The sequence below is a fragment of the Kribbella solani genome, from assembly GCF_014205295.1.
Lineage (GTDB): Bacteria > Actinomycetota > Actinomycetes > Propionibacteriales > Kribbellaceae > Kribbella > Kribbella solani.
The window spans coordinates 6234336-6255922 of record NZ_JACHNF010000001.1 but is presented as its reverse complement, the minus strand read 5'-3'; the positions used below and the strand labels follow the sequence as shown (position 1 = coordinate 6255922).

Annotated in this window: 25 protein-coding genes; 11 read left to right on the top strand and 14 right to left on the bottom strand. The window is 67.3% G+C overall.

The features are described 5' to 3' along the window. Nucleotides 1-2 precede the first annotated feature (2 nt). The gene (locus HDA44_RS28915) at nt 3-1091 is read right to left on the bottom strand and encodes a thiamine pyrophosphate-dependent enzyme (protein ID WP_184839740.1); all 1089 of its coding nucleotides are present in this window, start codon (nt 1089-1091) and stop codon (nt 3-5) included. A 121-nt stretch (nt 1092-1212) separates the two neighbouring features. Here HDA44_RS28915 and HDA44_RS28910 point away from each other — a divergent pair, with 121 nt between their 5' ends. Then, on the top strand, nt 1213-1701 hold the full coding sequence (locus HDA44_RS28910; protein ID WP_184839738.1) for an Lrp/AsnC family transcriptional regulator: 489 nt from the start codon (nt 1213-1215) through the stop codon (nt 1699-1701). Here the strand turns inward: HDA44_RS28910 and HDA44_RS28905 are convergent. Beyond that, entirely contained in the window at nt 1698-2756 is a 1059-nt protein-coding gene (locus HDA44_RS28905; protein WP_184839736.1) for a LacI family DNA-binding transcriptional regulator, read from the bottom strand. The two genes, HDA44_RS28910 and HDA44_RS28905, sit on opposite strands and share 4 nt — an antisense overlap. Nucleotides 2757-2844: 88 nt before the next feature. On the opposite strand from HDA44_RS28905, the gene HDA44_RS28900 reads away from it, so the two are divergent. Beyond that, a complete protein-coding gene (locus HDA44_RS28900) occupies nt 2845-4158 on the top strand; it encodes a Gfo/Idh/MocA family oxidoreductase (RefSeq protein ID WP_184839734.1) in 1314 nt (437 codons plus the stop codon). 204 nt (nt 4159-4362) lie between these two features. Here the strand turns inward: HDA44_RS28900 and HDA44_RS28895 are convergent, their stop codons facing one another. Further along, a complete protein-coding gene (locus tag HDA44_RS28895; RefSeq protein WP_184839732.1) occupies nt 4363-4773 on the bottom strand; it encodes a VOC family protein in 411 nt (136 codons plus the stop codon). Between the two features lie 39 nt (nt 4774-4812). After that, entirely contained in the window at nt 4813-5811 is a 999-nt protein-coding gene (locus tag HDA44_RS28890) for a magnesium and cobalt transport protein CorA (protein ID WP_184839730.1), read from the bottom strand. Between the two features lie 154 nt (nt 5812-5965). On the opposite strand from HDA44_RS28890, the gene HDA44_RS28885 reads away from it, so the two are divergent. After that, the gene (locus tag HDA44_RS28885; RefSeq protein ID WP_184839728.1) at nt 5966-6928 is read left to right on the top strand and encodes a 2-hydroxyacid dehydrogenase; all 963 of its coding nucleotides are present in this window, start codon (nt 5966-5968) and stop codon (nt 6926-6928) included. A 5-nt stretch (nt 6929-6933) separates the two neighbouring features. Here the strand turns inward: HDA44_RS28885 and HDA44_RS28880 are convergent, their stop codons facing one another. Further along, on the bottom strand, nt 6934-7818 hold the full coding sequence (locus HDA44_RS28880) for an RNA polymerase sigma-70 factor (protein WP_202887618.1): 885 nt from the start codon (nt 7816-7818) through the stop codon (nt 6934-6936). Nucleotides 7819-7977: 159 nt separating this feature from the next. Here HDA44_RS28880 and HDA44_RS28875 point away from each other — a divergent pair, with 159 nt between their 5' ends. Beyond that, nucleotides 7978-8472 (top strand): carboxymuconolactone decarboxylase family protein, encoded by a 495-nt coding sequence (locus HDA44_RS28875; protein ID WP_238352576.1) that lies wholly within the window; start codon nt 7978-7980, stop codon nt 8470-8472. A gap of 137 nt (nt 8473-8609) precedes the next feature. Here HDA44_RS28875 and HDA44_RS28870 read toward each other — a convergent pair whose 3' ends face one another. Further along, nucleotides 8610-9014 carry a VOC family protein gene (locus tag HDA44_RS28870; RefSeq protein ID WP_184839724.1) on the bottom strand — a complete coding sequence of 135 codons (405 nt, stop codon included), beginning with the start codon at nt 9012-9014 and terminating at the stop codon, nt 8610-8612. 224 nt (nt 9015-9238) lie between these two features. Between HDA44_RS28870 and HDA44_RS28865 the strand changes: the two genes are divergently transcribed. After that, a complete protein-coding gene (locus HDA44_RS28865; protein ID WP_184839722.1) occupies nt 9239-9640 on the top strand; it encodes a hypothetical protein in 402 nt (133 codons plus the stop codon). 86 nt (nt 9641-9726) lie between these two features. Beyond that, nucleotides 9727-10101 (top strand): VOC family protein, encoded by a 375-nt coding sequence (locus HDA44_RS28860; RefSeq protein WP_184839720.1) that lies wholly within the window; start codon nt 9727-9729, stop codon nt 10099-10101. 169 nt (nt 10102-10270) lie between these two features. Here the strand turns inward: HDA44_RS28860 and HDA44_RS28855 are convergent, their stop codons facing one another. Continuing rightward, nucleotides 10271-10645, bottom strand: a complete 375-nt coding sequence (locus HDA44_RS28855) for a nuclear transport factor 2 family protein (protein ID WP_184839718.1) — start codon at nt 10643-10645, stop codon at nt 10271-10273. A 168-nt stretch (nt 10646-10813) separates the two neighbouring features. On the opposite strand from HDA44_RS28855, the gene HDA44_RS28850 reads away from it, so the two are divergent. Both HDA44_RS28850 and HDA44_RS28845 read left to right on the top strand, forming a co-directional pair. Then, nucleotides 10814-11659, top strand: coding sequence for a GDSL-type esterase/lipase family protein (locus HDA44_RS28850; protein WP_184839716.1), 846 nt, complete (start codon nt 10814-10816; stop codon nt 11657-11659). Nucleotides 11660-11943: 284 nt separating this feature from the next. Then, the gene (locus HDA44_RS28845) at nt 11944-13836 is read left to right on the top strand and encodes a heparinase II/III domain-containing protein (protein ID WP_184839714.1); all 1893 of its coding nucleotides are present in this window, start codon (nt 11944-11946) and stop codon (nt 13834-13836) included. A 212-nt stretch (nt 13837-14048) separates the two neighbouring features. On the opposite strand, the gene HDA44_RS28840 is transcribed toward HDA44_RS28845, so the two are convergent. Next, on the bottom strand, nt 14049-14639 hold the full coding sequence (locus HDA44_RS28840; RefSeq protein ID WP_184839712.1) for a mycothiol transferase: 591 nt from the start codon (nt 14637-14639) through the stop codon (nt 14049-14051). A 55-nt stretch (nt 14640-14694) separates the two neighbouring features. Between HDA44_RS28840 and HDA44_RS28835 the strand changes: the two genes are divergently transcribed. Further along, nucleotides 14695-15222 (top strand): NUDIX hydrolase, encoded by a 528-nt coding sequence (locus tag HDA44_RS28835; RefSeq protein WP_184839710.1) that lies wholly within the window; start codon nt 14695-14697, stop codon nt 15220-15222. Here the strand turns inward: HDA44_RS28835 and HDA44_RS28830 are convergent. Then, a complete protein-coding gene (locus tag HDA44_RS28830) occupies nt 15164-15433 on the bottom strand; it encodes a hypothetical protein (protein WP_184839708.1) in 270 nt (89 codons plus the stop codon). The genes HDA44_RS28835 and HDA44_RS28830 overlap by 59 nt on opposite strands. Nucleotides 15434-15628: 195 nt before the next feature. Beyond that, entirely contained in the window at nt 15629-16354 is a 726-nt protein-coding gene (locus tag HDA44_RS28825; RefSeq protein ID WP_184839706.1) for a methyltransferase domain-containing protein, read from the bottom strand. Nucleotides 16355-16568: 214 nt separating this feature from the next. Between HDA44_RS28825 and HDA44_RS28820 the strand changes: the two genes are divergently transcribed. Further along, entirely contained in the window at nt 16569-17093 is a 525-nt protein-coding gene (locus HDA44_RS28820; protein WP_184839704.1) for a GNAT family N-acetyltransferase, read from the top strand. On the opposite strand, the gene HDA44_RS28815 is transcribed toward HDA44_RS28820, so the two are convergent. From HDA44_RS28815 to HDA44_RS28800, 4 genes are all read right to left on the bottom strand, one after another. Further along, a complete protein-coding gene (locus tag HDA44_RS28815; RefSeq protein WP_184839702.1) occupies nt 17088-17633 on the bottom strand; it encodes an AAA family ATPase in 546 nt (181 codons plus the stop codon). The genes HDA44_RS28820 and HDA44_RS28815 overlap by 6 nt on opposite strands. A gap of 61 nt (nt 17634-17694) precedes the next feature. Then, entirely contained in the window at nt 17695-19521 is a 1827-nt protein-coding gene (locus tag HDA44_RS28810; RefSeq protein ID WP_184839700.1) for a poly(ethylene terephthalate) hydrolase family protein, read from the bottom strand. Nucleotides 19522-19643: 122 nt separating this feature from the next. Beyond that, a complete protein-coding gene (locus tag HDA44_RS28805; protein ID WP_184839698.1) occupies nt 19644-19862 on the bottom strand; it encodes a hypothetical protein in 219 nt (72 codons plus the stop codon). After that, on the bottom strand, nt 19859-20647 hold the full coding sequence (locus HDA44_RS28800) for a COG4280 domain-containing protein (protein WP_184839696.1): 789 nt from the start codon (nt 20645-20647) through the stop codon (nt 19859-19861). The genes HDA44_RS28805 and HDA44_RS28800 overlap by 4 nt, the downstream gene beginning before the upstream one ends. Nucleotides 20648-20847: 200 nt before the next feature. Here HDA44_RS28800 and HDA44_RS28795 point away from each other — a divergent pair, with 200 nt between their 5' ends. Further along, nucleotides 20848-21567, top strand: a complete 720-nt coding sequence (locus HDA44_RS28795; RefSeq protein ID WP_184839694.1) for a VIT1/CCC1 transporter family protein — start codon at nt 20848-20850, stop codon at nt 21565-21567. The last annotated feature ends 20 nt before the right edge of the window (nt 21568-21587 follow it).

Sequence of the window (21587 nt, the reverse complement as noted above, 5' to 3'; positions counted from 1 at the left end):
CTTCAGGCCTCTTCTCGGGTCAGCTCGTCGCGCAGGAGCGCGGCCTGTTCGCGCAGTTGCTGGGTCTCCGTGGCGTACAGGTGGGTGAACAGCTCCGCCGGGTCCACCTCCGGCTCCGGCATCAGCCCGGCGCGCAGTTCGGCGGCGACCTCGACCGCGCCCGCCTCGGCGCGCTCCTTCACGCCGTCGTCCAGCCAGCCCTGCTGCTCCAGGTAGGTCGTCAGTCGCTGGATCGGGTCGCGGTCGAGCCACGGCGCGACCTCGGCGTCCTTGCGGTAGCGGGTCGCGTCGTCGGCGTTCGTGTGCGCCTGGACCCGGTAGGTGTGCGCCTCGATCAGCTGCGGACCTTCGCCCGCGCGAGCCTTCGCCACCGCGCGACCGAGTACGGCGAGCAGCCCGGCCAGATCGTTGCCATCGGCACGTTCACCCGGTACGCCGTACCCGATCCCCTTGTGGGCAAGGGATGGCGCGGCGCTCTGCTTGGACAGCGGGACCGAGATCGCGTACTCGTTGTTCTGGATGAAGAACACCACCGGCGCGTGGAACACGGCCGCGAAGTTCAGGGCTTCGTGGAAGTCGCCCTCGCTCGTGCCGCCGTCGCCGACCAGCGCCATCACCACGGTGTCCTCGCCCTTCAGCCGGGCCGCGTGCGCGACACCGACCGCGTGCGGCAGCTGGGTGGCGAGCGGCGTGGACTGCGGCGCGACATTGTGCTGGTACGGGTCGTAGCCCGAGTGCCAGTCGCCGCGAAGCAGCGTCAGGGTCTCGATCGGGTCGACGCCACGGCTCACGATCGACACCGAATCGCGGTACGTCGGGAACAGCCAATCGCCTTCCCGCAGGACCATCGTGGCCGCGAGCTGGCAGGCCTCCTGGCCGTGCGACGACGGGTACACGGCGAGCCGGCCTTGGCGTACGAGGGCACTGGCCTGGTCGTTGAACCGGCGGCCCTTGACCAACCGTGCGTAACCGTCGAGGAGAGCGTCCTTGGTGGGCAGCTCGTACGACGGGTGATGGTGCGGCACACCGTGCTGATCGATCAGACAGACGGGGTCCGCGGAAGGGAGCAAACGCTCTTCGACGGTAGTCATGAGGCACTCCTGCGCAGGAGACGGACGGTAGCCACATCGTCGCCCTTCCTGGCCAAGTTGTTCCAGACCTGGAAGAATTGGGAGACGTTTGGTCCAGACATCCGGCGAAGGGTTGCGCAGAATGTCCGAAGAGGTGATGGTGCACCGGGCCGGTCCTGGACAGATTGTCGTGGCGCCGGCGCTGGACGAGGTCGACCGGCAGATCATCGAGGCACTCGGGCGGGACGGACGGCTGTCGATCCGGGCGCTCGCCGATCAGGTGCACATCTCCCGCGCGAACGCGTACGCCCGGGTCGAACGGCTCACCAGCACCGGCGTGATCACCGGGTTCACCGTCACGGTCGACCCGTTGAAACTCGGGCTGGCAACCTCCGCGTACGTCACGCTGAGTCTCCGGCAGAGCTCGTGGCGGACGCTCCGGAAGCAACTGCAGGCGATTCCGGAGATCAAGCACATGGCGCTGGTCGGCGGCGACTTCGACGCGATTCTGCTGGTCCGCGCGGCCGACAACGAAGGGCTTCGCCGCGTCGTACTGGAGAAGCTGCAGGCACTCCCGGAGGTACTCGCGACCCGTACCGCGCTGATCTTCGAGGACATCGGGACGCTCTAGTTCGGGCAGCCGCAGGATCTCCGTACGACCAGGTCGGTCGGCAGGGTGAGCGCTTCGACGGTCTGCTCACCCGCGATCAGCCGGTCGACGGCTTCGCGGGCGAGCAGTTCCAGCGGTTGGCGTACGACCGTCAGCGGCGGCCAGCTGTACTCGGTTTCCGGCGTACCGTCGAACGCCACCACCGCGAGGTCCTCCGGCACCCGGAGACCTGCCTCGTGGACCGCCCGCAGCACCCCGATCGCCTGCAGATCCGAACTGGCGAAGACGGCCGTCGGCCGCTCAGTTGCCGCCAGCAACTTTTCACCGGCGAGCCGGCCACCGGCCCGCGAAAACGGCACCCGAACAACCGGCCCCGGCGCCAAACCTGCCGCCCGCAAAGCGTCCTCCCACCCCAGCTCCCGCTCAGCCCTCGCGGCGCGGTGCCCCGCCTGAACGCCGCGCACCGGCAGGACCTCCCCAGCCGCCACGTCCCGCTCTGCCACGACAGCTCGGTTCGGGCTCGCGTCTCCGATCACCAGGGCGATCCTCCGGTGGCCGTGCTCTATCAGGTGCCGCACGCCTTGCCGGGCGCCTTCGCGGTACGCCGGGCGGATCGAGCTGACCTTCGGGAGCACCCGGTTGATCGCGATCGCCGGCACCTCGGCGGCGCTCAGATCCGGGTCGGCGGTGGGCGCGACCAGCACCAGCCCACTCACCTGCCGAACGAGCAGCTCCGCGATCTTCGCCCGTTCGGTCTCGGGATCGCCGTCCGCGCTCGTCTGCAGCACCACGTACCCGCGCGCCGCGGCTTCCTTGTCGATCGCCTTCGCGAGTTCCGCGAACAACGGGTTCCCGCCGTCGGGCGTGATCAGGCCGAACGTCCGCGTCGTACCCATCCGGAGCGCACGAGCGGTCGCGTTCGGCCGGTACCCGAGGACGCGGATCGCGGTCAGTACCCGGTCCCGCGTCGCCGGCGCGACCTTCCGCGGCCCTTCGTTCACCACATAGCTGACCACGGCGGTACTCACCCCGGCGTACGCCGCCACGTCGTTACGGGTGACCGGTTCCTTCGGCATGCAGCGATGGTACGACGGTTGACCGGGCTGGAAAGCGGTTGCTAGCGTGCTTCATCCAGACGATCTACACGAGTAGAAGGAGTCGGCCGTGACCAGACGTTACGCAGTCGCCGGAACCGGATCGCGGGCCCAGTCGTACATACGCGCGATCTCGGAGCGCCCCGAGGACGCACGGCTCGTCGCGCTGCTCGACCCGAACCCCGGCCGGCTCGCGTACCACCAACGGTTCGTCGCGAGCCTCGGCCTGCCCGCGCAGCCGGAGTACGGCGCGGACGACCTGGAGCGGATGGTCAAGGAGCAGTCCGTCGACCGCGTCGTGGTGACCAGCCCGGACTACACCCACGCCGACGTGGTGTCGCGGCTGCTGCGCGCGGGCGCCGACGTGATCGTGGAGAAGCCGCTGACGATCGACGCGGACGGCACGCGCCGGATCGTCGACGCGATGAACGAGTCCGGCAAGTCCGTCGTCGTCACCTTCAACTACCGCTACTCACCGCGGAACAGCGCGCTCCGGCAGCTGATCCAGGACGGTGAGATCGGGCAGGTGACCAGCGTCGAGTTCCAGTGGGTGCTGGACACCCGGCACGGCGCGGATTACTTCCGCCGCTGGCATCGCGAGAAGAAGAACTCCGGCGGCCTGCTGATCCACAAGGCGTCCCACCACTTCGACCTGGTCAACTGGTGGATCGCGTCGTCGCCGCGACGTGTGTTCGCATCCGGTGGGCTGGCCTTCTACGGCGCCGACAACGCGGCGGCACGCGGGCTCGGCGAGCGCCCGGCGCGCGGTACGGTCGAGGGTTCGGCCAACGACCCGTGGCTGCTCGATCTGCGCGACGACGACGTGAATCGGCAGCTCTACTACGAGAGCGAGCAGTACGACGGGTACCTGCGCGACCAGGACGTGTTCGGTCCGGGGATCACGATCGAGGACAACATGTCGGTGATCGCCGAGTACGCGAACGGCGCGCGGTTGAGCTACTCGCTGAACGCGCACTCGCCGTGGGAGGGCTACCGGGTGTCGGTGAACGGCACCCTCGGCCGCGCCGAGCTGGAAGTGGTCGAACGGGCTGCCGTGGTCGACGACCAGATCGACCCGAGCTACCCGTCCGGCCGGGTGATCGCCGGTGACATCCGGGCCGACGGCGAACGGCTGGTCCTGCAGAAGCACTGGGCCACCGCGGTCGAGGTCGAGATCCCACGCGGCGAAGGCGGTCACGGCGGCGGTGATCGGCTGATCTACAACGACCTGTTCCAGGGCCCGGGCGACGACCCGCTGGCGCGCGCGGCCGACGTACACGACGGCGTCCGCGCGGTCGCGGTAGGCATCGCCGCCAACCAGTCCCTCACCACCGGCCAGCCGATCACCGTCACCGACCTCAACCTCGGCGGCTGGACCAGCTAACACCCCACGGCCACCCTCCCCACGACCACCCTCCCCGCCGCGGCACCCCCGCCGCCGCCACCCTCCCCGCCGCGGCACCCCCGCCGCCGCCACCCTCCCCGCGGCGGCGACCGCGCCCCGCCCCATTTGAGACGTTCACCTCTGAGCTGGTCCGTTCACCTGCCGCATGCGGATAGTGAACGGACCAGCTCGGAGGTTAACCCCCTACCAGGATGCCGGCAGACCGGGGCGGTGCGTGCCGAAGGTCCACTCGTAGCCTTCGGGGTCCGCCACCCGGCAGCGGTAGTTGCCCCACTCGGACAGTTCGGGTTCCCACACCGACTCGGCACCGGCCGCGGTCGCCCGCGCGTACATCGCGTGCACCGCGTCCTGGGTATCCAGCGCGATGTACATCCCGTGGCCGACGGAGTCCCCCTTGCGTACGGGCCGCTCGTACTGCCGATCGTCCGTGAAGCACGTGAACGCAAGCTCGCCGTACCGCATCTCGGCGTGCATGATGCCGCCGTTCTCGTCCGGCACCTCCATCGTCGTCTCGAAACCGAAAGCGCGCTCCAGCCAGCGCAGTGCGGTGACGGCGTCGCGGTAGGCGAAGTACGCGTGCAGGGAAATGGTCATGAAGCCAGCATCACGCCGGTGGCGGACATGAGGTGTCCGCTACCGGGCCCGGGCGGTGCGTTGGCGGCGGAACCAGATCAGGAGGGCGATGCAGGGCACGACCAGGCCGCCGACGCCGAGTACGAAGAAGTCCCACTCGGCGCCGATGCGGTCCACCAGCCAGGCGAAGTTCTGCCCGAAGAACCCGGTGACGAAGGTCAACGGCAGGAACACCGTGGCGAGGATGGTGAGCTGCTCGATCGTCGCGTTCTGCCGGACGCTGACCTTGGTCTGCTCGACGCCGATCACCGCCATGTTCGCTTCGAGCACCGTGGCGAGCAGATCGCGCTGCGCGGCAACCTCCTCGTTCACCAGGACGAGGTGATCGTGTACGTCGCGGAAGTACGGCAGGAGCGCGGTGTCACGCGCATCGCGTTCGAGCGTCGCCAGTACGGCGAGCAGCGGATGTACCGCGCGGTAGAAATCGGTGACCTCGCGGCGCAGGAAGTAGATCCGCTCGGTCGGCGCGACCGACCCGGCGAAGACCGTCCGTTCCACCTCCTCGATGTCACGCTCCAGCTCGGCGACGACCGGCCCGTACCCGTCCACGACCTGGTCGAGGATCGCCCAGAGCACCGAGCTCGTACCGCACTCCAGCAGTTCGGAGCGCTGCTCCAGCCGGATCCGAGCGCCGTGCAGATCGCTCGCCACGCCTTGCCGGACGGTGATCACGAACGCCGGACCGACGAAGATGCTGACCTCGCCGAAGTCCACTTCCTCGCGGTCGTCGTCGTACCGCGCGGTACGCAGGATGACCAGGCGGATGTCGCCCGCGTACGGCTCGACCTTCGGCCGCAGGTGGAACGTCTGCGCGTCCTCGACCGCCAGCTCGTGCAGCCCGAAACTCTCCCGGACCTGGGTCAGTTCCTCGGCGGTCGGCTCGTACATCCCCAGCCAGACGAAACCGCCGGCGCGGCAGCTCGCGGCGGCATCCGCGACCGACATCGCCTCGACGTGCTGGCGGCGGCCGTCCCGGTAGTAGGCACAGTCGATGATCATGGTGACCTCCTGTTCCGATCGTCGTCCTCGCGGGCGCCCGGGCAACAGTGGCGCCACGGAAAGCGGCGATGAACAGGCGGAGTTCCGGTTCAGGGCCGGAGAAATTCCGGTTGAGTTCCTGGTCCGGCCCGCGCGCGTCGACGAGGATGAAGGCATGGAACTACCAGTCGTGCTGATGCCAGGACCGATGAACGCCGCCGTCGCCGCCGGGCTGGACGGTCACTGCGAGCTGATCCGGCTCTGGGAGGAGCCCGACCCCGATGGCGTACTCGCGCGCCGTCGCGACGAGATCGTCGCGATCGCGGCCGGCGGCACGCGGATCGACGGGGCGTACTTGGACCAGCTGCCCGCGGTCCGGCTGGTCGCCAGCTTCGGCGTCGGGTACGACCGGATCGACGCGACCGCGGCGGCCGAGCGTGGCGTGGTGGTGACGAACACGCCTGGCGTGCTGGACGACGAGGTCGCGGACACGGCGCTGGGTCTGCTGCTGATGACGGTTCGCGAGCTGTCCCGCGCCGAGCGGTACCTGCGGGACGGCAAGTGGGCCGGCGGTACGCCGTACCCGCTGACGCCCACGACCCTGCATGGTCGCCGGATGGGCATCCTCGGCCTCGGCCGGATCGGCCAAGCGATCGCCGACCGCGTCAAACCGTTCGGTGTCTCGGTCGCGTACCACAACCGCAGCCCGAAGGAGGTCGAGTACGAGTACTACCCGTCGTTGCTGGAGCTGGCCACCGACGTGGACATCCTGATGATCGTCATCCCAGGCGGGGACAGTACGCGCCATCTGGTCGACGCCGAGGTCCTCAAAGCGCTCGGGCCGGACGGCATCGTCATCAACGTCGCCCGCGGCACGGTCGTCGACGAACAGGCGCTGGTCGACGCGCTCCGTACCAACACGATCCTCTCCGCCGGCCTGGATGTCTTCGAACACGAACCGAAGGTCCACCCAGACCTCCTGACCCTGCCCAACGCGGTCCTGCTCCCCCACGTCGGCTCCGCTACCCAGCCCACCCGAACCGCGATGGCCAACCTGGTGGTCGACAACCTCCGTAGCTATCTGACCAAGGGCACCCCGCTCACGCCCGTACCCGAGTCGAGGTCTCTCGTTGGCTAGGGGATTCAGCGGGTGAGCGGGACCTCGTTGGCCAGGTTGTTCAGCTTCTCGGGGTTGCGGACCGCATAGAAGCCGGTGATGCGGCCGTTGTCGACGTGCAGGACGGTGACAGTGTCGATCTCGCCGTCGAAGCGGAGGATCATGGCCGGCTGGCCGTTGATCTGGGTGGATTCGAGGGTGCCCTCGGCCATCCGGACGATGGCCAGGGCCAGCAGGCGGGCAACCTTGCCGGCGCCGACGACCGGGCGGGGCAGTGCCTGGACGACGCCGCCGCCGTCGCCGAGGAAGACGACATCCGGCGCGAGCATGTCGACCAGGCCTTGCAGGTCGCCGGTGTTGACCGCGCGCTGGAACGCCTCCAGCGCGCCGCGGGTCTGATCGGCCGACACCACCCCGCGCGGACGCCGCGCCGCGACATGCGATCGGGCCCGGTGCGCGATCTGCCGTACCGCGTCCGGCTTCTTGTCGATCGCCGCCGCGATCTCGTCGTACTCGAGCCCGAACACCTCCCGGAGAACGAAGACGGCGCGCTCGGTCGGCTTGAGCGTCTCCAGGACGAGCATCATCGCCATCGACACGCTGTCGGCGAGCTCGACATCCTCGGCCACGTCCGGCGCGGTCAGCAGTGGCTCGGGCAGCCAGGGGCCGACGTACGACTCCTTCCGGCGGCCGAGCGTACGCAACCGCTGCAGGGCCTGGCGGCTGGCGATCCGGACCAGGTACGCGCGCTGATCCAGCACCGTGTCCAGATCGACGCCGACCCAGCGCAACCAGGTCTCCTGCAGGACGTCCTCGGCGTCCGCGGCCGAGCCGAGCAGCTCGTACGCGACGGTGAACAACAGGTTGCGGTGGGCAACGAACGCCTCGGTGGCTCGGTCGGTACCGGTCATGGCTGGGCTCCTTGTGCGCGCGTGTGTCACCACCAGACACCGCTCCGCCGAGTTTTGTGACATCTCGCCCGATATGGCGCTCGTCACGTCCGGTGCCGGTCACAGCCGTCCGGCCGGCAGCATCTCGTGTTCATCCAGTAGATCCCACGAATGAGGACGATGATGACTGAACCCCGGATCGACCTGATGAAGAACGAGTTCGGCGCCCGGCTGGCGAAGCGGTTGTTCGCGGTGCACGGCCTGCTGCAACAGTCCGGCCTCTCGCACAGTACGCAGAACCTGGTGATGCTGCGCGCCAGCCAGATCAACGGCTGCGGCAACTGCATCGACATGCACGCCAAGGAGGCGGCCGCGGAGGGCGAGACCAGTACACGCCTCAACCTCGTCGCGGGCTGGCGGCACTCGACGGTCTTCACCGAGGAAGAGCAGGCGGCGCTGGCCCTGACCGAAGAGGCCACCCGGCTGGCGGACGCCTCCCCGGGCGTCACCGACGAGACTTGGGCGCAGGCCGCGAAGTTCTACGACGAGGAGCAGCTGGTCGCCCTGGTCACGCTGATCGCGATGATCAACGCGACCAACCGGATGGCGGTCACGCTGAACCAGCTCGGCGGCTCGTACGAGCCTGGGCTGGCCGCCGCGACGATCAACAGCTAGCCCGGACAGCCGGCGCGTACGGTCCGTACGCGCCGGCTCGCGAATGTGCCGGCCCGTGGATGTCCCGGGTCGTGGAAGTGCCGGCTCTTGGAGGTGCCGGCTCTTGGAGGTGCCGGCTCGCGGATGTTCCGGTTGGATCAGCCCGCGATGTTGACCATCCAGTTGATGCCGAACTTGTCGGTCAGCATGCCGAACTCGTCGCCCCACATCTGCTTCTCCAGCGGAACCGTGACCTTGCCGCCGTCGGAAAGCTTTTCGTAGTAGCCACGCAACTCCGTGCCGTCACCACTGAGACTGATCGCGATGTTCTCACCCGGGTTGTACGGCATCCCCTGCGGCGTGTCGGACGCCATCAGCGTGAAACCGCTCGGCGTCTCCAGCTGAGCATGCATCAGTTTGTCGTCGTCGTCCGGCCCGTGCCCGGAGCCGAACTCCTTGAACGTGTTCGACGACACCTCGCCGCCGAAAACCCCCTGGTAGAACTCCATCGCCGCGCGCGCGTCACCGTCGAACTGAATGTACGGATTGAGCCGGGATGCCATTGCTAGGTCCTTCCCCCAACCGGCCGCGCCTGGTGGCACGGCACCCATCTCGCACACTAAACCCACGCACCGACAACCCGCGACCATCAATCCGGTAACGGCACCACTCCACGCATCGCGCCCGTTCGCTGGCAATGAGTGACGGTCCGGCAAACAAGCTGTTAGGCTCCGCGGGCCATCGACAGGGGACAGTGGATGGCGCCCATCAATGCACTGGAGAACAAATGAAGCGCAAGTTAACTGCGTTGACAGTAACAGTGGCCGCATTCGCCCTGGCAGCCCCCACCGCGTCAGCCGCTCCGTCGGCGACGTCGAAAGGGGAAAACGGTTACGTCTCGGTCACCTGCACCCAAACCGGAGCGGACAACAGGGTGCACAGCTACTCGTGCGACATCAAGAACCTCTACAGCGGCCGCGACACCAACATTCATGCCTGGATGAGCTTGTCGGTCGTGCGTAACGGCAAAAAACAAACCTCCAGCTATGAAAACCCGTTCGGCAAGGGCAGGTCGTACACGGTGTATATCGGGAACGTGGAGGCGGGACGGGGAATCGAATTCCACGCCTTCTCGGCCTACCATTCAGGCGGCGGCGTCAAGGACATCGGTCCGGTCGCCTATCTCTGATCGAGTTGTGCCGGTGAGCGGTCGAGAGACGGGGCCGCTCACCGGCACGCACGGGCTCGCCGCGGCGGACAGCTAGGGTCTCGGGCATGATGCCGCGACATATCACCATCGATGCCGGAAATCCGTACGCGCTCGCTCAGTTCTGGAGTGGGGTGACCGGGTGGGCGATCGCCGCCGGGGACGTGCCCGGGGACGACGAGGTACTGGTGCCGGCGCCCGCGCCGATTCCAGGGCTGCTGTTCATCCGGGTGCCCGAGGAGAAGAGCGTGAAGAACCGCGTACACCTCGACTGGAGCCCGACCGAACGTACCCGCGACGCGGAAGTGGACCGCGTCCTTGCCCTCGGCGGCACCATCCACGAAGACCACCGCGCCCCCGACGGCCGCGGCTGGGTAACCATGAAAGACCCCGAAGGAAACGAATTCTGCATCGAACGCAGCGAAGCAGAACGCACCAACTGACGCCCCAGGCGGGGGGCTGGGGGCGGCAATCTCCGGGTGGCGGTGGGCGCCGGGTGGCGGTGGGCGCCGGGTGGCGGTGGGTGCCGGGTGGCGGTGGGTGCCGGGTGGCGATGCCGCGGGCACTGACCCGGCGGATCGCATCCACGGTGGGCGCCGGGTGAGTGCTCGGTCAGGTGATTTCTGTTGCCTGGGACCAGCGGAGCTGCCAGCCGGATTCCGTGCGGCGGTAGCAGTCCAGGTGCCAGGCTGACAGCGGCGCCGGCTCCCGGCCGTTCACCCCGATCTCGATCGCCGAGCGGTAGCGGAGTACGCCGAGCGCCCCGTCGATCATCACGTCGATCTCACTCACAGGCTCGAACCGCCGGTACACGATCGCGCCCGACTCGATGCCGCCCAGGTACTCCGCCTTGGTCCAGGCCAGGCCGCTCGGCGTGACGATCACGAAATCGGGGGCATGCAGCGCGTCCGCCTCGGAAACGCGGCGCGCGACCAAGTGGCCGAGGCGGGCCTGTTCGAGGGCGCGAAGTGTAGCGGGTTCGGACATGGGCCGGAATCTATCGGTGATTTGTGTCTTCGGGGATGCTGGAAAGTGGGTGGATGCAACCTTGCGGGGGTGGTGGGCATCTAGTGGGTGAGACCTCGATGCAGCAGATCCGGGGGTCGCGGCGTCTTGTTTGTAGGTGGGCATCCAGACGGACGGTGAGGGAGCGACATGTTGCACCAGGTGCGGAGCGAGGCTGAGCGGGATCGGCCGGCCGGGCGCGGGTCGTTCGGTGCGTCGCTGGTCGCGATCGTCGTCTCGCTGCTGATCCTCGGTCTGGTCGGCGCCGCGTTCGTCGTGCTCGAACCACGGACCAGGAACGCCGACACGACCGCGGACGGCAACGGTTCGTACAGCGTCGCCACCAAAGGCCCCGGCCGGTACGGTTCGGGCACCCTCGGCTCCTGGCAGAACCTGATCCGCCGGATCACCCCCGAAGACCAGATCCGGGATGTACTCGCGTTCGACGGGATCTTCATGTTCGGTGACAGCATCGCCGTTCAGGACAGTTCGGCGCTGGAGCGGATGCTCGCGAACCGTACCGGCGACTCGATCGCCTTCCACGACTGGTCCGGCCAGCCGACGTCCGCCGCGGTCGACGCGCTCGAACAGTGGTCACGCGACTACGGCCTGCCACGCCGGATCGTGATGGCGGTCGGTACGAACGACATCTTCGACCCGCCGGCGTTCGCGGCGCAGGTCGAGCGCGCGCTCCGGATCGCCGGCCCGGACCGGACCGTGTACTGGGTGAACGTGTACGCGAGCCGTACCAAACAACCGGCGGCCGTCCGGGAAGCCGACCTGGCGAACAGCGCCTGGATCAACCAGCAACTCGACGAAGCCGCGGCCCGGCACCCGAACCTGAAGATCATCCGCTGGTCCGAGTTCCTCACCGCGCGGCAGGACCGCCCGGCCAGCTACCTGCGCGACGGCGTACACACCAGCGAACCGCTCGGCGGCAGCGCCCGCAACGAACTGATCACCCAGGCGATCGAAGCCCCCGGCCTCAACAGCTGATCCGCCCCACCTGATCCTGCCCACCTGAGTCCGCCCTTCCGGCCTACCGGGCGCTGCCCTTCCGGGCAGGTGCGCGGCGAATTCGGGGCTTCGTGCAACTTTCTCTCCACTTCGTACCGTCTATCAGGGCAGAGGGAACCACTCCCTGAGGTCCCGGCACCAGATGCCGTAAGCAACCTTTGACGCGGGCACCCCACCGAGCCACGACGCAAAGGAACATGACCATCAAAATTCAGGTCTAGGCCAGAACAGGCATGCCCAGCCGCATGCGGTGAGGACACCCGATGCCCGCGAGACATCTGCGTACGAGTAGCACGCCCGCGCGACTCGCCGTCGCCCTGCTCGGCACCGCCGCCGTGTTCGCGACCGCGCTGATCGTCCCGTGGGGCGGATCCACGCCCGAGGCCGCGCCGGACCCGACCCGCGAGCGCACCGCCGAACCGCCGACGGCGCCACCAGGACCGGCCCGGGTCAACACGTACACCTGCACCCCGTACAGCGGCATCGCCCGCCCGAACCCGGTCGCGAACCTGCTCAAGGACACGTACACCTGGGGAACGACGCCACCCACCAAGGTCGGCGACGGCACCGGCAACATCGACTGGCGGGCGAACCCGGCCCAGAACCCCAGCTGGTACATGTGGCTGCACTCGCTTCGTTGGCTCGGCCAAGGAATCAACGCCGCCGCGAAGGGCGATCAGGCCGCCCTCCAACGGGTCAGCGCGATCGCGCGGGACTGGGTCACCGACAACCCGTACTCCTGGAAGTCCGACGTCGGCGCCTACGAGTCGACGATGCACCGCACCAACGTACTGATCTGCTTGCGCCAGGCGGTTCTGTCCGGGCTGCACGTCGGCAAGCTTCCACTCACGTACGCGTGGCTCGACAAGACGCTGCTGGACCACGCGCGGTTCCTGCAGGAGAACTGGAGCGGTGACTGGAACCACGGCACCGACGAGAGCCTCGCGCTGTTCGGCATCGGCTGCACGCTCGGGCGCGCCGACCTGAAGCAGCTCGCCGCCGGCCGGCTGACCAGCGCGATCAAGACATCGATCGACACGCAGGGATCGACGAACGAGCAGTCCACCGCGTACGCGCAGTTCAACTATGCCTTGTGGGGAAGGGCGATCGACGTACTGCAGCAGTGCGGCGTCGACCCGGGTACGACGATCATGGCGCGCCGCCGGGAGCTGGCGAAATGGCTCGCGCTGGCCACCAACTCGCTCGGGAACCTGCCGCAGCTCGGCGACTCCGAGGTGGTTCGCACGGTGCCGGTCACCGGGACGGTGCTGGAGTACGCCGGAACGCTCGGCAAGCAAGGCATCCGGCCGACCCAGCGAGTCGGGATCTTCGACGCCGGTTACATCTTCGGGCGTACGGGCTGGGGTGAAACGCGCGCGTTCACGCAGGAGTCGACGTACAGCATCCGGTTCGGTCCGGCCCAGAAACTACATGGGCACAACGACCACACCTCGGTCACGTACACCTCGCACGGGCGCGACATCCTGGTCGACGGCGGCCACGCCGGGTACAAGATGGACGGCTGGCGGTCCTGGGCGAAGAGCCAGTTCGCGCACAACGAGCTGGTGGTGCAGTCGGCGAGCGGGCATCCGGAGACCAAGCTGGTACGGTCCGCGATCAAGCCGACGTCGGAGTTCTACGAGCTGAACGACTCGCCTGGTGCGGGGATCGACCGGACGCGGGGCGTGCTGATGCTGAAAGATCCCGATCTGATGGTGGTGCTGGATCGCGGTACGTCGGAGGCGGACGAGAACTACTCGACATTGTGGCACCTGCCGGCCGATCAGAAGGTGGTTGTCAGTGGCAACGACTGGGTGGTGGCGCGGAAGCCTGGCGATACGGTGAAGACGACGCTGTTGCAGATCCCGTTCCAGCAGGCGACGACGCCGATCGAGGTCGTCAGTGGGCAGCAGGATCCGATTCAGGGGTGGCATTACCGGACGATCGATCAGCGACTGGCCGCGCCGGTGGTGAAGTTCAACCGGACTGGGCGGAGCGCGAGCATCCTGTCGGTGATCGCACCGACCCGAAGCAACGCGGTCGTTTCGTACACGACGACCCAACGGGGCTCACAGTTGCTCGTAAACCTGAAAGTCGACGGCGTCACCACGACAATCAGCATCTCCGAAAACGGCACCATGCAACGAATCAAGTAACCCACCACTCCCCCAAAACATCCGACCCTGCGTACGCGCAACCACCGGACCAGGGGTGGGCGCAATCACCGGCCTTCGGCGTATGCCCAACCGGCGAATGCCGGCGCCGCCCAACCACCTGGCTCGGGGCGCCGCATCCGCCGCCTTTCGGCGTACGCCGACTGCCGGAGTTCGGTGGGGTGTGGTTGAGGGGTTCTTGGGGGATCAAGTGGTTAGGTGGTGTGGTTTTTCGGGCCGTGGGGTTTCCAGTCGGTGGGTGGGTCTTCGCCGACTCGGCCGTCGACGGCTTCGCGGAGGAGGTCGGCGTGGCCGGTGTGGCGGCCGTACTCCTCGAGCAGGTCGCAGACCAGCCGGCGGAGGTTCGGATGCCGCCCGTCCGGCCAGCTGATGTCGGCCGGCTGGTCGAGCCCGCCGTCCGCGATCGCCGCGGACAGTGTCGCCCGGGAGCGCGCGACCGCGCCGTCCCACAGCGCGTACAACTCAGCCGGCGTGTTCTCCACCGCCGACTCGAACTCCCAGTCGTTGTTGTCCCGCCACCCGTTCTCCACCCACGGCCCACCCATCGGCAGTCCCCGGAACTTCACGTCGAACATGTAGTCCTCGTTCGCCGCCAGGTGCTTCATCAACCCACCGAGCGTGATCGACGACGCCCCGATCCGTACGTTCAGCCCGTCGGCGTCCAACTCGTCGACCTTGTACCGGAACGTCGTCCGCAACCGGTCCAGCGCCCCCACCAGCTGCTCGGCCTCACTCCCCGCCAACGGCGGCTCCCACCAGGGAGATACCCACTCGTTTTCACTCATACCCAGCACGCTAACCCCCATTCCGGACGCTCCCCTTCCGGAACATACTTCTCCCATGCCTGAAATCCAGCGTTACGCAGGCGTACTCGCGCGCCACGCGAACCGAATCGCCCTCATCCGGGAGCGCTACGAGGAGTGGAACCTCCCGCCGTACTGGTCCCCACCCAGCGGCGCCGTCGAACCCGGCGAAACCCCACCGACCGGCGCCCGCCGCGAACTACAGGAAGAATCCGGCCTGCACGCCCCAACCCTCCACCTCGCCTGGACCACCCGCGTGGAGGTCGACGGCACCCTCACCTCCCGCTCCTGGAACTACGTGACCGACGTAGACGACCCCACCTTCGCGATCAACGACCCCGACAACTCGGTCCTGGAAGCACGCTGGTTCACGTACGCCGACGCGATCGAGGCGCTGAAGAACATGCCGTACCCGCCGATCGCCGTCCCCGCCATCCACTACCTGACTAATGGGACCCAGCTGAACTGGCATTTCACCCAGACCAACAACACCTGGACCTGGACCCTCACGGCTCCAGCGCGCGCAGATGCATACGACGGGCCAGCCGTACCACCCAGATCGTGAAACCCACGACGAACGCCATCAACACCGCCGCGATCAGCTGCATCCGCCAGTCCGGGTAGAACACCGCGACCCACCCCAACGTCCCCAGCACTGCAACAGTCGCCGCACCCCCGACAACCGCACTCACCACCACCCGCCCCCGACTCCACGGCCGCAACTCAGGCGGATTCGTCCGGTACTTGAAGAGCATCGCCCCGGCCGCCACAGCCATACACGCAGGCGACACCGCCCCCCACCTCTCCCCAGAAACCACCCCCGCAACCAGCCCAACCACAGCCCCAACCACAACAACCCAAAGCAAAACCCGAACTTCCTTCACAACCTAAATGTTAGGTAACCAACCCGTACGTTCATAGACGTCGCGGTCCCCCAGTCAGGTGCGAGAACCATCCGCGACCCAGCCTCGTCACGCTCGGGTGCAGATGACATCGCCGCCGCCATTGCCTTCCTGGGTGATGATGTGGAAGCCGGCGGCTTCGAGTTCGGTGTGTAGGGCCTCGGGGCGTAGGTGTCTGCGATGCGGCCGGTACCAGACCCCGTCGCGCTCGATCGTGGCGTCGCCCGCGGCTCCTGCCTGGTAGCAGATTCCGGTTTCCGCGTCGTACCAGAAACCCTCTTCGTACTCGCGGTCCGGCGCATACATCGCGGTCGAGATCACGTAATACCCCTTCAACCGTTCGCGTACGGCAGCGAACAGCGCCGCTCGATCCGCGTCAATCACGATCGACTGCAGGCAGTACCCGTCGAGCACGAGGTCGTACTGTTTCCGCACCGGCTCCCCGGCCAACGCGCACATGTCCCGTACCGCGAACTCGACCTCGACCCCGAGCTCCCGCGCGATCTCCCGGGCAACCTCGATCGCATCCGGGATCAGGTCGACCGCCTCGACCCGATACCCGAGTCCCGCGAGGAAGCACGCCGCCGGCCCGGTGCCGCACCCGTACTCCAGCACGTCGACGTCCCGCGGCTCACCCAGGCTCAGCCGCGACAGCGCCCGCTCGAGAAACTCGCGGTTGGGGAACGCGTCGACGCCCCCGCCCCACTCTGCCTCGAACAGCGCGCTCCACTGCCGCATCCCCCGCTCCCGCAGGCGCCGGTACGCGTCCTCGTGCTCGGCGTAGTAGTACCGCACCGCAACCTCCCGCACTCGTCGACAACCCCCACGACGCTAGCGACCAAACCTCTTGACCGCATCCCAATACCTCACCGGTTGCCTCAAGCAACCAATTCGGATGAGCGGCGGCATCGGTACAGCGTGTCGCCTTCGACAACGTCCGGGGTCGCAGTCCGCCAGCGGTCGATACAGCTTGCCCTCCTTCGGCCGGACGTCCGATAAGTTGATCGTCATGACCGCCGCCTGGCCGCCGCCGCCGATCCACACCGAGCGTTTAGTCCTCCGCGAACCCGAGCCCCAGGACCGTACGGCGATTATCGATCTTCTCGCGTCCCCGGATGTCGGCACGTACATCGGCGGACCGCAACCCCGCGACGAACTCGAACGCACGATGCCCGACCCGCCACGGCGGCGCCCCGGCCTGTTCGTGGTCGCGCTCGACGGCGCGATGATCGGCACCGTCACCCTCGACCCTCGCGACCCCGAGCGCCCGGACCAGATCCGCCTCGATCTCGCCAGGTACGAGCTCGGCTACCTGTTCCTGCCGCACTCCTGGGGCCGCGGGTACGCGACCGAGGCCTGCGCCGCCGCGCTGACCTGGTTCGCCACCGCCAACCCCGGCGAACCGATCGCCCTCTCAACCCAAACCGCCAACACCCAGTCCCTCCGCCTCGCCGAAAAACTGGGCTTCACCGAGGCGGCCCGCTACGAAGCCTTCAACGCCAACCAGTGGCTCGGCATCCGCCCCGGTTCATGACTTGAGGTACGCGTCGACCTCGGGCAGTACGTCGGCCAACGGCCGCTCCATGTCCAACTGCAAGTAATCTCCAGCCGGCCGCTGCACTCGTTCCGTCGCGCCGCGGTAGAACACCTCGCCATCCTCGAGCTCGTCACCGACATCCACCGGCGGATGCCCCACACCACGCCGATGAGTCCGCAGCCGCACGCGCTCCTTCAACCGCTCGTCAAGCACCTTCAAATCCGCCATTTGACACTCGACATACCGATACGTGGCCCCGTATTCCTCAGCCATCGCCATCCCCTCATCCAGGATCCGCGGCCAGAAACACGGACTGTCCATCACCACATCACGCCCCTGCCGCAACACATGCCGCGATTGCGCGTACATCACCTCGTACGCGGCCCGCGTACTCTCACCCAACCCGAATCCCGCATCAAGCACCGCACTCTTGATCACGTCATAGTCGACGACCACCGCCCCGTACACCCGCCCCACGTACGCCGCCACCGTCGACTTCCCCGCCCCCGGCACCCCCGACATCTGAACCACAAACACCAAACCACCTCCATCCCGTACCGATTCTGTCCCACCAGTCTCGCCGAAGGGTTTGGTTAGGTCAGCGGGTAGCGGTCAGGTCCGTTATGGCGATTGAGCCTTTTGGGGTGGTGTTGAAGTGGAAATCTACTGAGCGGATGTCGTTCAGGTTTATGCCGGTGAAGTCGGTGAGGGGAACGGTTTGCTGGTGGAAGAAGAAGATTCTCAGGTCTCGGTTGCCGGGCAGGCGGTCGATGAGGCGCGGGTACTGGAGGGCTTTGCCGTACTGCTCCGCGCGTACTGAGCTGGTTTTGCCGGAGCCGTCGGTGAGGACGACGGAGAAATCCTGTGGTTTGCCGACCGGGTTGAGGGGATCGGTGAAATTGACGCCGGCCCGGAAGCGGAGCTCGCGGTAGGCCGAAAGGTTGCGGGCGGCGCCTTCCAGGCGGTTGGTAAAGGTCGCGCCAGGCTTGGCCCATTTGAAGGCGACGACGCCCAGCCCTGGTTTCGGGCCGGTGGTTTCCTGGTGCGGGGCGGTGACCCCCTCCATGTCCGACCGGGCCAGGCAGTTGCGCGGCTGCGGCGCGGCTCCGCCACACAGGCTGACCGACTGGAACCCGCGCTGACTGGCTGCCCCGCCGACGGCGTTCCTGGTCAGATCGGCCGCGACCGTGAGCCGGTTCAGGTCGAGGCGACGATTCGCCGGGGCGTGGTAGCTGATCGGCACCTCTGCCGTACCGAAGGAGCGCGGTGGTTTGGCCGTACCCTCCCAGATCCCCGCGAAGCGCCGCTCGCCCTTGAGGTGGAGCCGGAAGAAGCTGCTGAAGTACGCCAGCGCGACCTCCCGCTGACCCTTCTCGGTCAGCCGGGCCGGCTTGCCCACTGCGCATTCCGAGACCTTGGGGTCATAGCTGAACCAATCGTCGAGCCCACCGAGTCCGCCGCTGGGCGACCAGGTGGTGTTGAAGAAGGCATGGTTGGCGCCCCGAATGATCACCTGGTACTTCGGGCCCAAGTCGCCGGCCTTGGTATACCGGGAGTTGTCGTAGTACTTGACGACCCCTGGACCGACATCGTGGTCGCAGTCTCCGACGAGGGCAGCGATCGGTATCGAGCTCACCGAGCGTCGCTTGAAGCCGCTCGGAGCGACTGCCAGCACGGCCTTCACCCCGTACGGCTTGAGGTCGGCGCCGTCACGTTCAGCGGCGCGTACTACGCCTTCGCCGCCTTGGGAATGCCCCATCAACCCGACGCGGGAGTAGTCGATCGCACCCAGCACCTGTCGCCCGAACGGACCGTTGCCGCGGGTCGTCCACTCGCGCCAGAGATCGAGATGCTTGCGGATCAGCCGGGCCCGGGCGGTCATGGCTTCGTCGTCGGAGTCGGCGCTGCGGTGATTGACCCCGTTGGCACCGATCGAGATGACGACAACACCATGCGCGGCCAGGTTCTTGCCGACATAATCGTAGCCGCGATAGTTCGGGAAGTACTTGTCACGCGGGCAGGGCCAAACGGTGGCGTCCACCCCATACAGGCACACCGCGTGTTGTCCGTGGACCATGACGACCACCGGCAGCCGCCGGCCCAGCGACACCTTCGGCCGGTGGACGACGCCGGTGAGTTCGACCTTGTGGGGTACGCCGGGGAGATTGATCGGGCCGAGATCGTAGGTACCGGTCGTCACCGGCTCCGAGACGTCAACGCCCAGGTCGGCAACCCCAGCCGATGCGCCGGCCAACCCGCCGGCCGCAGCCCCCGAAGGTGCCGCGGGTGCAGGGTTGCCGCCGCCGGTCACCGGCAGAATCAGGCCCAGGGCAACAAGCCCGGCAACTACCGTCACCCGCGCCGTGCGGGACCTCGCGTTGTTGCCCAACGCAAGCACCTTCAGCCTGCTCCTGTTCAGCGCCATCCACTCCACTCCAAGGTCGACCTTACCGACAAGCGGCGCGGCTCAGCCAAAGGCGGAGCCGCTCCGCCGAATCAGTCACACCTTGAGAGACGCCTCAGCTTCCAAAACGCTGCAACTGAGCCTCATCCACTCTTCTTGCGACCGTCGATCGCCAAACTGATGCTGAAGGCAACGATGAGCAGTGCGCCGCCGACCAGAGTCAACGCAGTGTCGCTGAATGCGCCACTGAGCATGGCGATCACCAGGATGGCGAGGGTGGTGACGACGGCGACGGCGATCTTCCAGTCGTCACCGATGATGAAGTCGTACCAGAACTGGCCGAAGGCCTTGAGGAACTTCATTTCTGCACCTCCACGGATACAGCGGGGGTCGCGACGGCCGGCTTGCGGAGCACGGCGACGAAGATTCGGCTGAGCAGCAGCCAGGCGACGAGCAGGACAAGGATCATCAGGTCGTGACCGGGCCAGTCGAGGCTTTCCCGACCGTCGCGGAAGATCCCGATTCCCTCGACCGCCCAGTACGTGCCGAATGAAGCGAGCAGCAGCCCGACGCCGTACTTGAGCAGGTTCTCGTTGATCATCGACAGCGGACGCCGCAGGGCGATCGCAACGCCCAGCACGATGACCACCGCGGCCAGGGCACCCATGCTCGCGCCGGGGATGTTGCCCGCGTTCAGCCCGAAGGTGAGGACGATGAACACGACCTCCATGCCTTCGAGGAACACGCCCTTGAAAGAGACCATGAAGCCGAACAGGTCAAGCCCGCCCTTGGTGTCGCCGGCCGCCTTGGCTGCCTCGACCTCCTCACGATAGATGGCGTCCTCGTCGTGCACTGCCTTGCGCCCGGATGATCGGAGGATCGCTTTCCGCAGCCATTGCAGGCCGAAGATCAGCAGCAGGCCGCCGATCGCCAGCTGCAGCGCCGACTCGGGCATCCAGGTCGCCAGCGCGTACCCGGCAGCCACGGTGACCACGGCGAGCGCGCCGAGTGCCGCGAACGTGCCGGCCAGCGCCGACCGCCAGCCCCGGGTGTATCCCATCGCCATCACGATCGTGGTTGCCTCGACCATCTCCACGAAACACGCGACGAACGTCGCGATGATCAACCCCCACGTTGCCGCGTCCATCTGTCACTTCCTCAGGCTCGATGAAACATATGCTTCCTGAAACAGTAGTTACGAGATCATTGGAGTGTCAATCAGTTGGCCGGCCCCGCTTGCCGCTTCCATGGGTAACGAATAGACTGCTGTAACAGATGCTTCAGATTAACGAAGGTTACGCAAACCTTGGTTAAGCGAGGCTCACCTCAGTCCCGAAGGAAGTACTCATGACCGCGGAACTCTCGGAACGCTCCCCGGAGATCCACCACTCCCACCGCGACGTCACCGGCGGCTGGCTGCGGCCCGCGACGTTCGGCGTGATGGATGGCCTGGTGTCGAACTTCGCCCTGGTCGCCGGTGTCGTCGGCGGCGGCGCGAGCGGCAAGGTCGTACTGATGACCGGCCTGGCCGGACTGGTGGCCGGCGCCTGCTCGATGGCGTCCGGCGAGTTCACCTCGGTGTCGTCCCAGGCCGAGCTGATGCAGGCCGAGATCGCCGTCGAGAAACGCGAACTCGAGATCCATCCGGCCGAGGAGGAACGCGAGCTCGCGCTGATGTACGAGGCGAAGGGCCTGCGCCCCGAGCTGGCCGCCGAAGTGGCCCGCGAACTGACCGCGGACCCGGAGGTCGCGCTCGACGTCCACGTCCGCGAGGAGCTCGGCGTCGACCCCAACGACCTGCCGTCGCCGTGGGTCGCGGCCGGGTCGTCGTTCGCCGCCTTCGCCATCGGCGCGCTGATCCCGCTGATCCCGTTCGTGTTCGGCGTCGGCAGCATCCTGCCCGCGCTGCTGCTGAGCGCGCTCGGCCTGGTGATCACCGGCGGCATCGTCGGCAAGATCACCGCCCGCCCGTTCTGGTACGGCGGCGGCCGCCAACTCCTCCTCGGCGGGCTGTCGGCGGCGGTGACGTTCGCGATCGGTCTCGCAGTCGGAACAGGTCTGTCCTGACAGTGTTGGATAGCCTGTCC

What these genes read in the sequence shown, in the direction of transcription:
- HDA44_RS28915 (WP_184839740.1), bottom strand. Translation starts at nt 1,091, where the DNA reads ATGACTACCGTCGAAGAGCGTTTGCTCCCTTCCGCGGACCCCGTCTGT.
- HDA44_RS28910 (WP_184839738.1), top strand. Translation starts at nt 1,213, where the DNA reads ATGTCCGAAGAGGTGATGGTGCACCGGGCCGGTCCTGGACAGATTGTC.
- HDA44_RS28905 (WP_184839736.1), bottom strand. Translation starts at nt 2,756, where the DNA reads ATGCCGAAGGAACCGGTCACCCGTAACGACGTGGCGGCGTACGCCGGG.
- HDA44_RS28895 (WP_184839732.1), bottom strand. Translation starts at nt 4,773, where the DNA reads ATGACCATTTCCCTGCACGCGTACTTCGCCTACCGCGACGCCGTCACC.
- HDA44_RS28890 (WP_184839730.1), bottom strand. Translation starts at nt 5,811, where the DNA reads ATGATCATCGACTGTGCCTACTACCGGGACGGCCGCCGCCAGCACGTC.
- HDA44_RS28885 (WP_184839728.1), top strand. Translation starts at nt 5,966, where the DNA reads ATGGAACTACCAGTCGTGCTGATGCCAGGACCGATGAACGCCGCCGTC.
- HDA44_RS28880 (WP_202887618.1), bottom strand. Translation starts at nt 7,818, where the DNA reads ATGACCGGTACCGACCGAGCCACCGAGGCGTTCGTTGCCCACCGCAAC.
- HDA44_RS28875 (WP_238352576.1), top strand. Translation starts at nt 7,978, where the DNA reads ATGATGACTGAACCCCGGATCGACCTGATGAAGAACGAGTTCGGCGCC.
- HDA44_RS28870 (WP_184839724.1), bottom strand. Translation starts at nt 9,014, where the DNA reads ATGGCATCCCGGCTCAATCCGTACATTCAGTTCGACGGTGACGCGCGC.
- HDA44_RS28865 (WP_184839722.1), top strand. Translation starts at nt 9,239, where the DNA reads ATGAAGCGCAAGTTAACTGCGTTGACAGTAACAGTGGCCGCATTCGCC.
- HDA44_RS28860 (WP_184839720.1), top strand. Translation starts at nt 9,727, where the DNA reads ATGATGCCGCGACATATCACCATCGATGCCGGAAATCCGTACGCGCTC.
- HDA44_RS28855 (WP_184839718.1), bottom strand. Translation starts at nt 10,645, where the DNA reads ATGTCCGAACCCGCTACACTTCGCGCCCTCGAACAGGCCCGCCTCGGC.
- HDA44_RS28850 (WP_184839716.1), top strand. Translation starts at nt 10,814, where the DNA reads ATGTTGCACCAGGTGCGGAGCGAGGCTGAGCGGGATCGGCCGGCCGGG.
- HDA44_RS28845 (WP_184839714.1), top strand. Translation starts at nt 11,944, where the DNA reads ATGCCCGCGAGACATCTGCGTACGAGTAGCACGCCCGCGCGACTCGCC.
- HDA44_RS28840 (WP_184839712.1), bottom strand. Translation starts at nt 14,639, where the DNA reads ATGAGTGAAAACGAGTGGGTATCTCCCTGGTGGGAGCCGCCGTTGGCG.
- HDA44_RS28835 (WP_184839710.1), top strand. Translation starts at nt 14,695, where the DNA reads ATGCCTGAAATCCAGCGTTACGCAGGCGTACTCGCGCGCCACGCGAAC.
- HDA44_RS28830 (WP_184839708.1), bottom strand. Translation starts at nt 15,433, where the DNA reads ATGGCTGTGGCGGCCGGGGCGATGCTCTTCAAGTACCGGACGAATCCG.
- HDA44_RS28820 (WP_184839704.1), top strand. Translation starts at nt 16,569, where the DNA reads ATGACCGCCGCCTGGCCGCCGCCGCCGATCCACACCGAGCGTTTAGTC.
- HDA44_RS28810 (WP_184839700.1), bottom strand. Translation starts at nt 19,521, where the DNA reads ATGGCGCTGAACAGGAGCAGGCTGAAGGTGCTTGCGTTGGGCAACAAC.
- HDA44_RS28805 (WP_184839698.1), bottom strand. Translation starts at nt 19,862, where the DNA reads ATGAAGTTCCTCAAGGCCTTCGGCCAGTTCTGGTACGACTTCATCATC.
- HDA44_RS28800 (WP_184839696.1), bottom strand. Translation starts at nt 20,647, where the DNA reads ATGGACGCGGCAACGTGGGGGTTGATCATCGCGACGTTCGTCGCGTGT.
- HDA44_RS28795 (WP_184839694.1), top strand. Translation starts at nt 20,848, where the DNA reads ATGACCGCGGAACTCTCGGAACGCTCCCCGGAGATCCACCACTCCCAC.